The following is a 14,807-nucleotide window of genomic DNA, read 5'->3' on the forward strand; positions in this document are numbered from 1 at the left end:
TCGTCGAAGAGCAGGACGCCGTTGCACAGAAGGCTCCACCCCTGCTCGGGGTGATGGGCCGAGAGACGGGCCGCCTCACGGTCTGCGGAGTCGGCGCTCGGGCACGGGGGTTGGTGCTGACACATGGTGGGAGTCCTTGTGGGTACGGCAGGAGACGGGAGCGGTGGACGAGCAAGCCAGCGGCTTCCGGTGGTCAGTTCCCGGGGGGCCCGAGCGGAGATTGCGGAGCGCTCGGAGGCCGGGAGGAGCCAGGGAGCCAGACGGACGTTCGCTTTACTCCGTGCGTCGTGCGGCTATCAGTGGCAGGAATGAGCCGTGGGTGGCTCGGTCGCGTAGGGATGTGACGCGTGCGGAAATCGCTCAGTTCTAGGGGAGCCGGCGAGTGCGTGCAGAATCTCCGTGATGCACTCGGCCATGGGCTGTTGGGTGTCCACGACGATCTTCGGAGCCAGAATCGAACCCGTGCTCCTGGCATCTCCCGGGGGCCCTTCAGTGTCCTGGTGGGCCTTTTGAGCGGGATCCTCCGACACAGGGGCTGTGCGGATGCATTCGATGACGTGAAGCCGGTGGCCTATACCGCCGGCGAGATGCCGGAGCGCTCGCACATCGCGGGCCCATGTGAGGGGATGAGCATCGAGGACTACCGGGGAAGTGGGGCGCTGGTGGAGATTCCACACCGCGGCCTGCAACAGCCACTCGTAGAGGCGGGCCGCTTGCTCGTGCGAGGTGGTCCGGGACGTAGGGAACAGCACGGTTCGCAGTTGGGCGAGGTCGAGCAGGACCCCGCCGATGACGATCGCGAGATGCCTGGCCAATTCCGACTTGCCCGTACGCGGCCGACCGCCGATGGCGACGATCACCGCGCCTCCGCAGCCGTGCATCCGATCGAGGCGACCTCGGGCTTACGAGCGGGTACCTCCGCCTCGCCCGGCCAGCGGAAGAAGGCCCACACTCCCTTGCCGACAACCTCTCCGTCACGTGTCGCGGGAGCAGCCGTCCAGTGGTCGGCAATCGCGGAGACGAGCCGGAGACCGCGCCCACCGTCCGCGGTGTCGGGCCGGAACACCGGCGCGGGGACCTTCGGCGAGTTGTCGGTCACCAGGATGCCGAGTGCCGCGCCGGGTTTGACGGAGAGCGACAGCCCGAGCGTCTCGGTCTCGTCCGCTGGCCGAGTTCGACCATGAAGCACGGAGTTCGTCACCAGCTCGCTGGCCACGAGAAGGACGCGGTCCGTCAGCTCGTCTTTGCGGCTGAATCCCCAGCCCAAGAGCTCTTCCTGGAGGAACTGCCGCGACTGGGGCACGGCCTGTTCCGAGTTCGCGAGCTGGATCGTAGCCAGTTCCGCCTCGACATCGTGCGCCAGGACAGCGAGGAACTGCCCGCTCTTCCGAGTCGACGTCATTGAGCGCACCCCCAATCCTGGATGGCGGGTGCCGCCGGCCGATGTCCGGAGCGCGGCGGCACCCGCGGGCTCACGAGCCAGGACCGTCAGGTGTCGTGGCCGGCGAGCGGTTTGTGGTCTCGGGAAGCCCGAGGGGGGCAAGAGTTGCCCTCGTGCACCAGGAGCGGCAACCGTGACGGTTCACGTATACGTGACTGGCTTGCGTGACGCTTCACGTATTTCCAGGGCCGTACTTGACGGAGCCGCGTTTTTTTGACGCAGAGCGGACGGCATGTCAGTACGCTGGTCGGCGAGTTCGAAGGGAATCAACTCCATGCGACCTGGCCCTGGACCTCATCGTCCGTCCTGCGCAAAGCGGTTACGTGAGAGCGGTGCCGAACGCGGACACTCAACCGACGAGATCGCCCGCACGATTCAGGCGCACTGCTCCGTCTCCCCCTTGCGCGCACAACGTCTGGCCAAGGGTCTTACCCTGGCCGAGGCAGCGGACCAGATCCGCGAGCTCGTCTCTCACCTGAATAGGGCCCCCCGGGTCACCGTGGAACAGCTGCGGCTCTGGGAAACGGGAGGGCATCAACCGCTTCGCTCCACCGTGCTCGTGCTCGCCGCCTTCTATGGCTGCTCGCCCAGTGATCTTGGCCTGGAAGACACCGAGGCTGTCGCCGGCATCGTCTTCCGGGCAGAGTCCCGGCATGTGCACCGCGCCGAGGTCACCCCCATGTCCGCCATCGGCGAGTGGATCCCGACGGCTGCCGAGCACCTCTCGCACAGGGTCGACGCCGCGCGGCGTGCGGTGGACCGTACCCTCGCCTCCGCGACGGTCAACTCCAGCCAGCTGGACCACATCGACGAGATGGTCCTTTGGGCCAGCCAGGAGTACATCTCCACCCCGCCGGCCCTGATGCTCACCCGCCTTCTGGACCTGCTTGCCGAGGTCGAGGAGCTGGCCGCATGCCGACAGCCGGCCGTCGTCCAAGTTCGGCTCTCGGAGCTGACGGCGATGCTTTCCACTCTGACTGCCGACGCGCTCATGAAGCTCGGCGACCTCACGCGGTCGCGATCTTGGTACGCCACAGCGCGTACCGCTGCGGACGACAGCGGAAACTCGGAGCTTCGAGCCCGCGTCAGGGCTCAGGCGGCGATGCTGCCCTTCTACTACGGTCCGGTCGCCAACGCGGTGAGTCTGTGCCGGGAGGCCAGGGTGATCAGTAGTAGAGCACGAACCAGTGCCACGCACGCCTTCGCGGCGGCGGCCGAGGCTCGGGCCTTGGCTAAGCTCGGCGCCGAGGCCGAGGCCGAGGCCGCACTGCGCTACGCGACGAAGGTGTTTGAACAGTTCGGCGGAGACTCGGCGGACGATGCCTTCGCCTTTCCGGAGCGCCGCTACCTGCTCTACAAGAGCGGGACGCTGACCGCTCTCGGGCACACGCGCGAGGCCCGCCAAGTCCAGGAGCAGGCGCTCGTCCTCTACCAGGACAAGACAGGGATCGATCCTGCCCTCCTCCGGCTTGAAGCAGCCATCTGCTACGCGCGGGACCGAAGCCCTGACGAAGCGTGCCAGCTGGCCGGCGCTACCTTCCTGCGGATGGACCCCGCCCACCGCACACCGATCGTGGAGGAAAGAGCCCGCGAGGTTGTACAGGTCCTTCCGGCGGTGATACGGACAGGCCGGGCGGCGCGCGAGCTTCTTGAGATCATCGAGCTTCCGCCAGGCCGGATGTGACAGGACGGGCCCGTGTCGGTAAGCCTGTGCGACATGACAATCACGCCGGCCCCGGGTGGGTTCGACGAGTTCGAGATGTACCAGGTACTAGAGCGGGCCTGTGCGAAGGCCGGCCTCGACAACCGTGATGCGCGTCTCCTGCGCGGTCACACCAACGCAGTTCTCCTCCTGGAGAAGGAGCAGGTGGTGGCCAAGATCGCCCGGAAGGGAACCGACGTCGAGAGCGTCGCGCGCACGGTGACCTTCGTACGCTGGCTCATCGAAGCAGGCTTTCCCACCGTCCCTCTCCACCTTTGCGATCAGCCGTTGATCGTCAACGGGCACGCTGTCACCTTCTGGACCTACCTGCCACAACCAGAGCACCCGGTGGCGGCCGGGCAGCTGGCCGGTCCCCTCAAGGCGCTCCACTCGCTGCCTCCACCCCCGATCGCCCTTGCCGAGCACGACAACATCCGTGCGATCCGCCGCTCACTGACCGCGATCACATGTCTCCCGGCCGCAGCCATCCGATACATGGAGGAGGAGGCAGACCGACTCGAGGGGGCATTGAGGGGAGTCGACTTCGCGCTTCCCCCCGGGCTGATACAGGGCGACCCACAGCACCGAAACGCGTTGCACACCACTGACGGATCTGCGGTGCTGTGCGACTGGGACACGGTCGCCCATGGTCAGCCGGAATGGGACCTCGTCACGGTCGAAGTCCACTGTCGGCGGTTCGGCTACGGCCAAGCTCACTACCAAGCCTTCGCGAGCGCCTACGGGTGGGACGTAACGAAGTGCGCTGGCTACTCGGTGTTGCGTGATATTCGAGAGCTGCGCATGATCACCACTAACGCACGGAAAGTGCGACATGCTCCTGACTCTTTGAGCGAGATCCAGCGGCGAGTCGACGGGCTCAGCAGGAGGGACACGCAGCTCCCGTGGAACATCCTCTAGCGCTTGGCCTGGAACCCTGCTGCCCCGGTTGCCGAGGCGGACTGCCCCCGAAGGTCGTACGGGCTGCGGAGCTTGATCGCGCCAATCCTGTCACGCGGACTTGATCTCGCCCTCCCGCAGCGGAAGCCTGCGCAAGAGTTGGCAACCAGCTTGCTGTGGGAGGGAACCGTGGTACCAGACTTCGCGGCTTTGCTGAGGAGCGCTGAGCGCTCGGCCGTTCACCTGGAGATGCGCGACTCCTACATGGCGGACCCGATGTTCGACGCATGGCGGGAGGGCCGCCAGATCGAGCTCCCGGACGAGTACGGGGAGTGGCGCGCTCTGGTTGAGGAGACCGTTGCGCGGGGGGTGAGCGTGCGGCGGGCCCGTATCGTCTCCGAGCCGGTGACCGAATACATCCGCTGGGAGCACTCGCTCACCAGTCCGCACAACCTCGCCTCTGGCGAGACAGTCCGCTGGCTCCCGCGTCGGCTCGCCTCCGACCTCATGCTGCCCGGCAACGACCTCTGGCTGATCGACGGCCGTCTCGTGCTGTTTCACTGGTTCACCGGTGATGGCGGGTGGGCGGGACACGAGTTCAACGAGGACTCGGACACGGTCAAGATGGTGATCGCCTCGTTCGAGGCCGTCTGGGAACGGGCCATCCCGCACGAGAAGTTTGCGATCTAGCCTTACCGTCCCACCCTCACCGGACTCCAGCATGGCGTCTGCGCGCCGTCTTACCGCCTCGGCAGGCTCACGGTGTCCACAGAGGGGAAACTCGGTGTGGCGTGGACGCGTCGGCAAGCAGAGATGTCACGCCCTGGGGAACACCGAGCTGCCTCAGAGCCCAGTCGAGAGCATCGGCTTCGACATCGCACATTCTGGCTATCAGGTTGGTTTGTTCAGGCAGGATGATTCGCCGGGGGATCACGATCGTCTCCCGGACCCGGTCGAGGGGCAGCCCCCGTCGGAAACCCTGTGCGGCGGGGCGGAGGGCGTCCTCGTTGGGCGGAAGCGGCAGGCGTCGGCGGGCCGCGTTCGAGACGACGATCCCGGCGACGTGGACGTACTCCGCTAGGAGCGGCCCCAACAGGTCCGCGAGCGCATCGGTCTTGGCGGCGAGTGACATCTCGGCGAAGGGCGTCGGGAAGTGGAAGAGACCGCTGTGGTCCTCCACCCAGATCCAGGCGGTGCCTGCCCCTGCCGTTTTGGCGCACTTGCCGTGCACCTTGTCCAGGAGCCGCCTGCCCTGGTCGCTCTCCACGGTGGCCCCAGTCAGGGTGGTGCCCTGGGGAGCCGTGCCGGGGCGTACGGTCAGCCGCCTCCCGGCGCTGCTGAGGACATCGACCGCGGCCTCCAAGGCCGCGCACTGTTGGGCGGCCTCCTCGGTCCGATTCTTCCAGGTCTCGAAGTCGCCGCCGCTGAGGAGTTCGGGGAGGTCACCTTCCCAGTAGATGTCACGGCCCCTGTCCAGGGCGAAGAGATGAGCCCGGACGTTCTCGCGGAACCTCTCGTAGTCCTGGAACTTCTGATCCTCGGCAAAGGTGACGACCTCGATGAAGACGGGGCCGATACGAACATCGCCGGGGCCGCCACTGGCTTTCGCCGGCTCCAGCTCGACCCTGAGTCCGTGGGCCGCCCCCATGAGTGCGAGCCGGGCCTGTGTCTGGGAATGCAGGAACCGGGACAGGGTGACGTCGCAGCGTGCATCCCGCTTGACCGAGGCTATGCCCGGCACCGCGGCTTCCTCCAGATAGGCGTATGCGGCCCACCACCGCACTGCTTCCACCCATGCTCCCGAGGCGGCTCCGTTCATGAACTGGAGCACCGGGGCGTGTCGGCCCAGACCGACGAAGGTGTCGCTGGCTCGACCCGGGGCGGGGGAGGGGACCACGGCCTTGGGCAGCCAGCGGCTGTTGAAGAACGCGGTGAGGCCGGCCACGGCGCGTGCGGTCACCTGATGACCTGCGGGGGACAGGTAGCCGGCACCCTCCGGACAACCGAACCACGCCTCCCAGTCGATCGCCCGGCGGCCCTGGTCGATCGCCCGCCATATCTCTTCGTCACGAGGGTGCATGCCCGTGATCATGACGCATCCGCAGGCGAGGATGCGGGGATTTTCCCGAACGTTCGGCGCTTCCTCCCGGCTGGCCCTGGACCAGTCCCTCGTCCGGTCCGCATTACAGCAAAATCGGACAGCGACTGCGGATCGCGACCGGTGCCCCCCCGAATGCTCATTTGCAGCGACTTCCTATCGCGCCCAAAGTGGCCGACTTCCCGGCGGGGTGGTAGCGGGCATTCGCTTACGGCAGACGAGAATTGACGGCAAGAGACTGGAACCTAGGCCGGGAGCATGTCAACGTACAACATCCCGAAAACGCCAAGGCGGGCGAGGAGGTGCTCGACAGGAAGGGAGGGAGAGATTGCAATCCCAGACTTGTTCGATTGGCGGCCTGGAGTGGTTCCTGCATAGGAGGTCCGTATGGCTGGGGTCGCGACCGCGCAGTTCTCGTGCATATTGCAGCGCGCCCGGGCCGCGAGGAGGCGCGTGGCCCGTGCCGTGAGTGTTCCGGAGGGCCGCGTAGCGCGAAATCTGGATCGTCTAGTAGCTGACGGTTTGCTGGTGCTCGTTGCAGATGGTGCCTCACCGGCCCTGAGCTCGTACCGGTTGGTTTCCTGACGGAAACCTATCCGAGGTACTGCGAGCTCATCGGCGGGGCGCGCGGAACATAGCCGATGATCGCCGGTTAGCCAAACCGGCGATCGTCAGGACCATTCAGGTGTTCGCATCCGGCTGTGCTTGGCGGTGGAGCCGTAGTGGACGTGGGCTGCCCGTGCCCGTTCTCTTTCGTCTCTCACAGGAAGCGCTCCATGCCTACACGATCGCTGCTCGCTCCCTCAGCTGTGCCTGACCCCGTCAGCGCTGGCCGCGCCTGCTTTCTCAACGTAAAGGATGCCGCCGCGTACCTCGGCATATCACCGCACACCCTCTATGTCTGGCGGCATCGACGGCAGGGCCCGCCGAGCTTTCGCATGGGCCCTCGTGGTCGCGTCATGTATCGGCGGACAGCCCTCGACGCCTGGATCCATGACCAGGAACGTGCGGACTCTCGCTCTAACCCTGCTTTGAACCCACTCAGCGCGGCTCCGCAGCGACGTCGGAACCCCGGTGCTTGACGCATCGAATGTTGTCGGACGCGTTCGTACCCTCTTGAAAGGAGACTTGTTTGGCGGGCTATATCGAGGATCGGTGGCTCAAGAAGAAGAAGGATCCGGCCACCGGGAGAAGGGAGAAGACCGCTCGCTACGGTAAGGGAAAGCGGTACAAGGTCGCTGGCATACCTGGGGTGCGAGACCGATCCTTTGATGTGCTGGAGGATGCCAAGGCGTGGCTTCGCCGGGCGGCCACGGACGAGGAGCGAGGCGAGTTCGTAGACCCGCGCGACGGGTCCATCACGCTGGCCGAGTACATCGAGACGCACTGGGCACCAGGGCGAGGCGGTGCTCCGAAAACCCAGGACAGTCAGGAGCGTAGGTGGCGTCTCCATATCGTCCCGCACCTGGGCCAGCTTCCGCTCAGGAGCATCGCCGCAACGGATCTGCGCGCGTTCATAACCAAGCTGGAGTCGACAGTCTCGTCAGTCGACTACCAGCGCGGCATCCTGTCCGAGCTTTCCTCCATCCTGGAAGCGGCCGTCGACGACAAGCGCCTCGCGCGCAACCCCATGCACGCGAAATCCGTGCGGTGGCCCAAGTCGTCACGGGAGCCGCGCGACGCGTGGCCGATGGACACGGCACTGCGAGTCCGCGATGCCATCAGCGAGCGCAACAGGATCGCCGTCGTAGTCGGCCTGGGGTGCGGACTCCGCCAGGGGGAGGTCTTCGGGCTCAGTCCCGAGGACATCGACTATGGACGCGGGTTGCTGCACGTTCGGCGCCAAGTACAGGCGATTCACGGAAGGCTGTACTTCGCCCTGCCGAAGGGGAAGAAGGTCCGCACGGTGGATCTGCCCCCCTCGGTAGCCGAGGAACTCAAGCGTCACATCGAAGCGTTCCCGCCGGTAGGAGTGGAGCTGCCGTGGGGGAAGCCGGAGGGAGAGAGGAAGAAGTTCTCCCTGCTGCTCACCACGCGCTTCGGCAACGCTGTCGCGGTGAACACATGGAACACCTACACCTGGAAGCCCGCCTTGGCCAAGGCGGGCGTCATCCCGCCGCGCGCCGAGGGGGCGAAAGCCTGGCAGTGGGCGGCGGCCCCGAAGGACGGCTTCCATGTGCTTCGGCACACCTACGCCTCGATCATGTTGGAAGCCGGAGAGTCCGTCGTGACCCTGGCTCGGTGGCTCGGACACTCCTCGCCTGCGATCACTCTCGGTTACTATGCTCACTTCATGCCGGAGGCCGGCAGCAAGGGGCGCGGCACCATCGACGGTCTGCTTGGGGAGCGCAGGGGATCAGCTTGCTAGCCGAAACTCCCCAGATTCTCCCCAGCGCTGTTGACCGGTGATCCCTGCCTCTACGCTCCGGAGAAGTCCTCCGTGGATTGCAAGGCTGAAGAGATGGGTGGCCTGGGAAAGTGTTGCAAGAGGTCGTAGCGACCCGCTATGTCACGCCCTTGCGTGAGGGCGGCTCGCTCCCCGGGATCGTCGAGGCCGACGACCTCGGAACGTACGTCATGAAATTCACCGGCGCGGGCCAGGGCCGCAAGACCCTGGTCGCCGAGGTCATCTGCGGGCAGCTCGCCCGCCGGCTCGGCCTGCGGGTGCCGGAGCTCGTCACCATCCAGCTCGACCCGGTCATCGGGCTCTCCGAGCCCGACCAGGAGGTGCAGGAGCTGCTCAAGGCGAGCGGCGGGCTCAACCTGGGCATGGACTTCCTGCCCGGCTCGCTGGGCTTCGACCCGCTCGCGTACGAGGTCGACCCGAAGGAGGCCGGGAAGGTCGTCTGGTTCGACGCGGTCATCAACAACGTCGACCGGTCCTGGCGCAACCCGAACATGCTCGTCTGGCACGGCGACCTGTGGCTCATCGACCACGGCGCCACCATGATCTGGCACCACAACTGGCCGGGCGCCCAGGCCTCCGCCGCCAAGCCGTACGACGCCTCCGACCACGCGCTCGCCCCCTTCGGCCCGGACATCGCCGCCGCGGCCGCCGAGCTCGCCCCGCTCGTCACCCGCGAGCTCCTGGAGGAGGTCGCCGCCGACGTCCCCGACGAGTGGCTCGTCGACGAGCCCGGCTTCGACGGCACGGACGAGGTGCGCGCCGCCTACGTCTCCGCGCTGCTGCCGCGCGCCGCCACCATCCACGAGCGGATCACGCTCGGACCGCGCACCGAGGGCCGGCCGCAGCAGCCGCCCGGCTGGCTCGCCGAGCGTCTCGCGCCCCGGAAGCACTCCACCGAGAAGGACAGCACGACGTGACCGACCGCGATGTCTTCGAGTACGCGCTGCTGCGCGTCGTGCCGCGGGTGGAGCGCGGTGAGTGCTTCAACGCGGGAGTGGTCGTCTACTGCCGCGCCCGGTCCTTCGTGGCCGCCCGTACGCATCTGGACGAGGCCAAGCTGACGGTGCTCGATCCGGCGGCCGACGTGACCGGCGTGCGGGCCGCGCTGCGTGCCGTCGAGGGGGTCTGCCTGGGCGGCGACGCGGCGGGTCAGGCCGCGCGCGACGACGCGGGGCGGCGCTTCCGCTGGCTGATCGCGCCGCGCTCCACGGTCGTGCAGCCGGGGCCCGTCCACACGGGTCTGACGACCGATCCGGAGGCCGAGGTGGAACGGCTGCTCGACCTGCTCGTGCGGTGAGTGACCGAGGAGTGACCTGGTGCACCCGGTGGGCCGTTGACACCGGGTGCCAGGGCTTCTAGCGTCTCGTCTGCGGACGATACTAAGCGGTCGCTCATGTGCGGGACGCAGGAGCGGCCACCGGTTCGACCGCGACCAGGGACGATCCAAGGGCGAGGAGAACCAAGCATGTCCACCACCGAGCAGCGCGTAGCCGTCGTCACGGGTGCCGCACGGGGTATCGGCGCGGCCACCGCGCTCCGCCTGGCGGCCGAGGGCCGCGCCGTCGCCGTACTCGACCTCGACGAGGCGGCCTGCAAGGACACCGTCGAGAAGATCACCGCCGCGGGCGGCACCGCTCTCGCGGTCGGCTGCGACGTCTCGGACGGCGCGCAGGTGGAGGCCGCCGTCGCGCGGATCGCCGCCGAGCTCGGCGCGCCGACGATCCTCGTCAACAACGCGGGCGTGCTCCGCGACAACCTGCTCTTCAAGATGTCCGAGTCCGACTGGGACCTCGTCATGAACGTCCACCTCAAGGGCGCCTTCCTGATGGCGAAGGCGTGCCAGAAGCACATGGTGGACGCGGGCTTCGGCCGTATCGTCTCCCTCTCCTCCTCCTCGGCGCTCGGCAACCGCGGCCAGGCCAACTACTCGGCCGTCAAGGCGGGTCTGCAGGGCTTCACCAAGACCCTCGCCAAGGAGCTCGGCAAGTTCGGCATCACCGCCAACGCCGTCGCCCCGGGCTTCATCGTCACCGAGATGACCGCGCAGACCGCCGAGCGCGTCGGCATGGGCTTCGAGGAGTTCCAGGCGGCCGCCGCCTCCATGATCCCGGTGCAGCGGGTCGGCCGCCCCGAGGACGTCGCCAACGCGATCGCGTTCTTCACGGGCGACGACGCCGGCTTCGTCTCCGGCCAGGTCATGTACGTGGCCGGCGGCCCGCTCAACTGACGGTCGGCGGCGAGAGGAGGAGGCGCGCATGAGCACGCAGGAACGGCCGGAGCTGTCCGGCAAGGTCGCCCTCGTCACCGGCGCCAGCCGGGGCATCGGCTACGGCATCGCCGAGGCCCTGGTCGCCCGCGGCGACCGGGTCGTCATCACCGGGCGCGGCGAGGAGGCCCTCAAGGAGGCCGTCGAGCGGCTCGGGGTCGACCGGGCGATCGGCGTCCCCGGCAAGGCGCACGACGAGGTCCACCAGGCCGCCGCCGTCGAGGCGGCGATGGACGGCTTCGGCCGCCTGGACTTCCTGGTCAACAACGCCGGTACGAACCCCGTCTTCGGGCCCATCGCGGACATGGACCTCGGGGTGGCCCGCAAGGTCTTCGAGACGAACGTGATCTCCGCGCTCGGCCTCGCCCAGCGGAGCTGGCACGCCTGGCAGAAGGAGCACGGCGGGGCGATCGTGAACATCGCCTCGATCGCCGGCGTCTCCGCCTCGCCCTTCATCGGCGCATACGGCATGAGCAAGGCCGCGATGATCAATCTGACCCTTCAGCTGGCGCACGAGTACGCGCCGCTCGTGCGGGTCAACGCGATCGCCCCTGCCGTCGTGAAGACGAAATTCGCGCAGGCGCTCTACGAGGGCCGTGAGGCCGAGGCGGCCGCCTCTTATCCGCTCGGCCGGCTCGGCGTGCCCGAGGACATCGGCGGCGCGGCCGCCTTCCTCACCTCGTCCCAGTCGGAGTGGATCACCGGCCAGACGCTCGTCGTCGACGGCGGCCTTTTCCTGAACGCCGGAGTCGGGTGACCGATAACCGGACACTTCCCGGATTTCCTGTCCGGATTGACCCCGGTTATACGTCGAATGCCTCAAGTGCCCCGCCGGGCTCGAACATTGACCTGGCGGGGTGCTGCGGTATCGTCGGCCGACCCATGGCTGAACGAGGAGCGTGCACGTGTTCAACCGGACCAGTCTGCAGGCCGCTGCAGCCCTTGTGTCCATATCCCTGGTGTCCGGGTGCGGTGTCTTCTCGGACAGCGAATCCGCCGGGGAGCAGAGAATCGTCGTCGGCACGATGAGTTCTCCCTCCACGCTTGATCCGGCCGCCGCCTGGGACAATTCCTGGGAGCTCTTCCGGAACGTCTTCCAGACCCTGGTGGCATTCCCGACGGGCAGCACCACCCCGCAGTCGGACGCCGCCGACTGCAAGTTCACGGACACCTCCAGCCGGGTCTTCGAGTGCAAGCTCGTGGAGGGCCTCACGTTCTCCAACGGGCACAAGCTGGACGCCAAGGCCGTGCAGTACTCGATCGAGCGCATCCGCACGATCAACGTCAAGGGCGGCCCCAACGGGATGCTCGGCTCGCTCGACAAGATCGAGACCGTCGGCGACCGCACGGTCGTCTTCCGGCTCAACAAGTCGGACGCCACCTTCCCGTTCATCCTCGCCACCCCCGCGATGTCGCTGGTGGACCCCGCCGAGTACCCGGCCGACCAGCTCCGCAAGGACGGCAAGATCATGGGCTCGGGGCCGTACGTCCTCGACTCGTACACCGAGCGCGAGTCGGCGGAGCTGACGAAGAACCCCACCTACAAGGGCTTCGCCGACCGCAAGAACGGCGGCGTCACCATCAAGTACTTCGACGACTCCGACGCCATGGTCACGGCCCTCAGGAAGAACGAGATCGACGCCACCTACCGCGGCCTCACCGCCGAGGAGGTCGTCGCCCTCCAGGAGGACAAGCCCGAGAACAAGGCCCTCCAGCTCGTCGAGTCGACCGGCGCCGACATCCGCTACCTGGTCTTCAACACCCAGGACGAATCCGTCGCCAAGCTCCCCGTCCGCAAGGCCATCGCCCAGCTCGTCGACCGCGACGAACTGGTCAACAAGGTCTACCAGGGCACCGCCGAACCCCTGTACTCGATGGTGCCCAAGGGCATCGCCGGCCACACCACCAAGTTCTTCGACCGCTTCGGCTCGCCCAGCGAGGAGAAGGCGAAGAAGATCCTCCGCAACGCGGGCATCACCGAGCCCGTCGAGCTGGACTTCTGGTACACCACCGACCGGTACGGCTCCTCGACGGCCGCCGAGTTCGCCGAGCTCAAGCGGCAGCTGGAGGAGTCCGGCCTCTTCAAGGTCACCCTGCACGGCAAGCCCTGGAAGGAGTTCCAGGCGGGCTACCAGAAGGGCGAGTACCCGGTCTTCGGCCGCGGCTGGTTCCCCGACTTCCCGGACCCGGACAACTTCGTCGCCCCCTTCGTGGGCAAGGAGAACGTCCTCGGCACGCCCTACGAGAGCCCCCGGATCACCAACGAACTGCTGCCGAAGTCCCGCCGCGAGAGCGACCGCGGGACCGTCACGGACGAGTTCGTGGAGGCCCAGGAGATCATGGTCCAGGACGTCCGGCTGCTGCCCCTGTGGCAGGGCAAGCTGTACATCGCGGCCGGCGAGGACATCGGCGGCGGCGAGCGCGCCCTCGACCCGCAGACGGTCATGCAGATGTGGGAGCTGAGCCGCCGGGCCAGCTGGTAGCAGGTCCCGCAGCAAGGTCGGCACGGCCCGCGGGGGGCCACTGTCAGTGGCCCCCGGTAGGTTCTCGGACGGAGAAACACGAACGTCCACCGGAGGTTGTGACCGTGACCGACACCAGCATGCTGCCCGAGTCCTGGCGGGGTGTCCTCGGCGAGGAGCTGCAGAAGCCGTACTTCGCCCAGCTCGCCGAGTTCGTCGAGGAGGAGCGCGCCAGGGGACCGGTCTTCCCGCCGAAGGACGAGGTCTTCGCCGCCCTCGACGCCACCCCGTACGACAAGGTGAAGGTCCTGATCCTCGGTCAGGACCCGTACCACGGCGAGGGGCAGGGCCACGGCCTCTGCTTCTCCGTCCGCCCCGGCGTGAAGACCCCGCCCTCCCTGCGGAACATCTACAAGGAGATGCAGGCGGAGCTCGGCCACCCCATCCCGGACAACGGCTATCTGATGCCGTGGGCCGAGCAGGGCGTCCTCCTGCTCAACGCCGTCCTCACGGTCCGCTCCGGCGAGGCGAACTCGCACAAGAACAAGGGCTGGGAGAAGTTCACCGACGCGGTGATCACCGCCGTCGCCTCCCGCCCCGACCCCGCCGTCTTCGTCCTGTGGGGCAACTACGCGCAGAAGAAGCTGCCGCTCATCGACGAGGAGCGGCACGTCGTGGTGAAGGGTGCCCACCCCTCGCCGCTGTCGGCGAAGAAGTTCTTCGGATCGCACCCCTTCACCCAGATCAACGAGGCCGTCGCGGCCCAGGGGCACGAGCCGATCGACTGGCGCATCCCGGACCTCGGCTGAGCCTCGGCCCGATCCGGGCCGGGTGCGGCTAGCGTCGTCACTCCCAGTGGGTGAGGTGGAGGTCGCGGTGACCGAGCAGCAGCAGGTGTCGGACGACGGGGTCATGACCAGGATCGGGCAGGCCATGATGCTGCTCCACGGCGGCGACCGGGAGGAGGCCCGCAACCGCTTCGGGCTGCTCTGGCAGCAGATCGGCCCGGACGGGGACCCCCTGCACCGCTGCACCCTCGCGCACTACATGGCGGACGCCCAGGACGATCCCGACGCCGAGCTGGCCTGGGACCTGCGGGCGCTGAGCGCGGCCGAGGGCCTCGCCGAGGAGCGGCTCGCCGCGCACGATTCGGCGGCCGCCCTCCGGGCCCTCTACCCCTCGCTCCATCTGAACCTGGCCGCCGACTACGTCAAGCTCCAGCGGCCCGACGCCGCGCGGGTCCATCTGGACCGGGCCCGCGCGGCCTCGGACCACCTCGACGACGACGGCTACGGGAACGGGGTACGGGCCGCGATCGAGCGCCTGGAGCTGCGGCTCAGGGGCGCGTGACGTACGGCGGAGGGCCACCGGGCTTTCCGGCGGGGGCGCACCGGGCTTTCCGGCGGTGGGCGCACCGGGCCCCTTCCGGCAGGAGGCTCAGCGGCCGTACGTGCCGTGGCAGATCCTGGCCTGATCGCTGCCGGGGGCCCAGCCCCCGTACCGCTCGCCCAGGTCGCAGACGTCCGCCCGGGAG

Annotated in this window: 15 protein-coding genes; 12 read left to right on the plus strand and 3 right to left on the minus strand. The window is 67.8% G+C overall.

Annotation, left to right across the window (positions count from 1 at the left end; all coding sequences use genetic code 11):
* Together CCN56_RS44225 and CCN56_RS05320 are read right to left on the minus strand one after the other, a co-directional pair.
* Positions 1 to 125 (minus strand): DUF5999 family protein (locus CCN56_RS44225; RefSeq protein WP_256961772.1); only part of this gene is annotated, 125 nt, incomplete at its 3' end.
* 731 nt (positions 126 to 856) lie between these two features.
* On the minus strand, positions 857 to 1,402 hold the full coding sequence (locus CCN56_RS05320; protein WP_086824093.1) for an ATP-binding protein: 546 nt from the start codon (positions 1,400 to 1,402) through the stop codon (positions 857 to 859).
* A gap of 439 nt (positions 1,403 to 1,841) precedes the next feature.
* On the opposite strand from CCN56_RS05320, the gene CCN56_RS05325 reads away from it, so the two are divergent.
* The 3 genes from CCN56_RS05325 to CCN56_RS05335 all read left to right on the plus strand — a co-directional run bounded on the left by CCN56_RS05325 (position 1,842) and on the right by CCN56_RS05335 (position 4,730).
* On the plus strand, positions 1,842 to 3,125 hold the full coding sequence (locus CCN56_RS05325) for a helix-turn-helix transcriptional regulator (protein WP_256961771.1): 1,284 nt from the start codon (positions 1,842 to 1,844) through the stop codon (positions 3,123 to 3,125).
* Positions 3,126 to 3,158: 33 nt separating this feature from the next.
* The gene (locus CCN56_RS05330; protein WP_086824107.1) at positions 3,159 to 4,061 is read left to right on the plus strand and encodes a phosphotransferase family protein; all 903 of its coding nucleotides are present in this window, start codon (positions 3,159 to 3,161) and stop codon (positions 4,059 to 4,061) included.
* A gap of 228 nt (positions 4,062 to 4,289) precedes the next feature.
* Complete coding sequence (locus CCN56_RS05335; RefSeq protein WP_256961773.1) at positions 4,290 to 4,730, plus strand: DUF6879 family protein; 441 nt, start codon at positions 4,290 to 4,292, stop codon at positions 4,728 to 4,730.
* Between the two features lie 67 nt (positions 4,731 to 4,797).
* Here the strand turns inward: CCN56_RS05335 and CCN56_RS42970 are convergent, their stop codons facing one another.
* Positions 4,798 to 6,132: a hypothetical protein gene (locus tag CCN56_RS42970; protein ID WP_179199696.1), complete on the minus strand. Its 1,335-nt coding sequence runs from the start codon at positions 6,130 to 6,132 to the stop codon at positions 4,798 to 4,800.
* Between the two features lie 782 nt (positions 6,133 to 6,914).
* Between CCN56_RS42970 and CCN56_RS05345 the strand changes: the two genes are divergently transcribed.
* The 9 genes from CCN56_RS05345 (at position 6,915) to CCN56_RS05385 (ending at position 14,623) form a co-directional block, all read left to right on the plus strand.
* The gene (locus CCN56_RS05345) at positions 6,915 to 7,220 is read left to right on the plus strand and encodes an AlpA family transcriptional regulator (RefSeq protein ID WP_086824095.1); all 306 of its coding nucleotides are present in this window, start codon (positions 6,915 to 6,917) and stop codon (positions 7,218 to 7,220) included.
* Positions 7,221 to 7,270: 50 nt separating this feature from the next.
* Positions 7,271 to 8,506, plus strand: a complete 1,236-nt coding sequence (locus CCN56_RS05350; RefSeq protein ID WP_373412829.1) for a tyrosine-type recombinase/integrase — start codon at positions 7,271 to 7,273, stop codon at positions 8,504 to 8,506.
* 110 nt (positions 8,507 to 8,616) lie between these two features.
* Entirely contained in the window at positions 8,617 to 9,462 is an 846-nt protein-coding gene (locus CCN56_RS05355) for a HipA family kinase (protein WP_179199697.1), read from the plus strand.
* The gene (locus CCN56_RS05360) at positions 9,459 to 9,842 is read left to right on the plus strand and encodes a DUF3037 domain-containing protein (protein WP_041128108.1); all 384 of its coding nucleotides are present in this window, start codon (positions 9,459 to 9,461) and stop codon (positions 9,840 to 9,842) included. Before CCN56_RS05355 ends, CCN56_RS05360 begins: the two co-directional genes overlap by 4 nt.
* A 168-nt stretch (positions 9,843 to 10,010) precedes the next feature.
* Positions 10,011 to 10,772 carry a 3-oxoacyl-ACP reductase FabG gene (gene fabG / locus CCN56_RS05365; protein ID WP_086824099.1) on the plus strand — a complete coding sequence of 254 codons (762 nt, stop codon included), beginning with the start codon at positions 10,011 to 10,013 and terminating at the stop codon, positions 10,770 to 10,772.
* A 28-nt stretch (positions 10,773 to 10,800) separates the two neighbouring features.
* Entirely contained in the window at positions 10,801 to 11,568 is a 768-nt protein-coding gene (locus CCN56_RS05370; RefSeq protein WP_086824101.1) for an SDR family oxidoreductase, read from the plus strand.
* Positions 11,569 to 11,716: 148 nt separating this feature from the next.
* Complete coding sequence (locus tag CCN56_RS05375) at positions 11,717 to 13,294, plus strand: ABC transporter substrate-binding protein (protein ID WP_086824102.1); 1,578 nt, start codon at positions 11,717 to 11,719, stop codon at positions 13,292 to 13,294.
* A 98-nt stretch (positions 13,295 to 13,392) separates the two neighbouring features.
* Positions 13,393 to 14,082 carry a uracil-DNA glycosylase gene (gene ung, locus CCN56_RS05380; RefSeq protein WP_174518236.1) on the plus strand — a complete coding sequence of 230 codons (690 nt, stop codon included), beginning with the start codon at positions 13,393 to 13,395 and terminating at the stop codon, positions 14,080 to 14,082.
* Between the two features lie 67 nt (positions 14,083 to 14,149).
* Positions 14,150 to 14,623: a hypothetical protein gene (locus CCN56_RS05385; RefSeq protein ID WP_041133640.1), complete on the plus strand. Its 474-nt coding sequence runs from the start codon at positions 14,150 to 14,152 to the stop codon at positions 14,621 to 14,623.
* Positions 14,624 to 14,807 lie beyond the last annotated feature (184 nt).

It is taken from the genome of Streptomyces sp. NRRL B-24572, assembly GCF_002156145.1.
Taxonomy (GTDB): Bacteria; Actinomycetota; Actinomycetes; order Streptomycetales; family Streptomycetaceae; genus Streptomyces; species Streptomyces vietnamensis.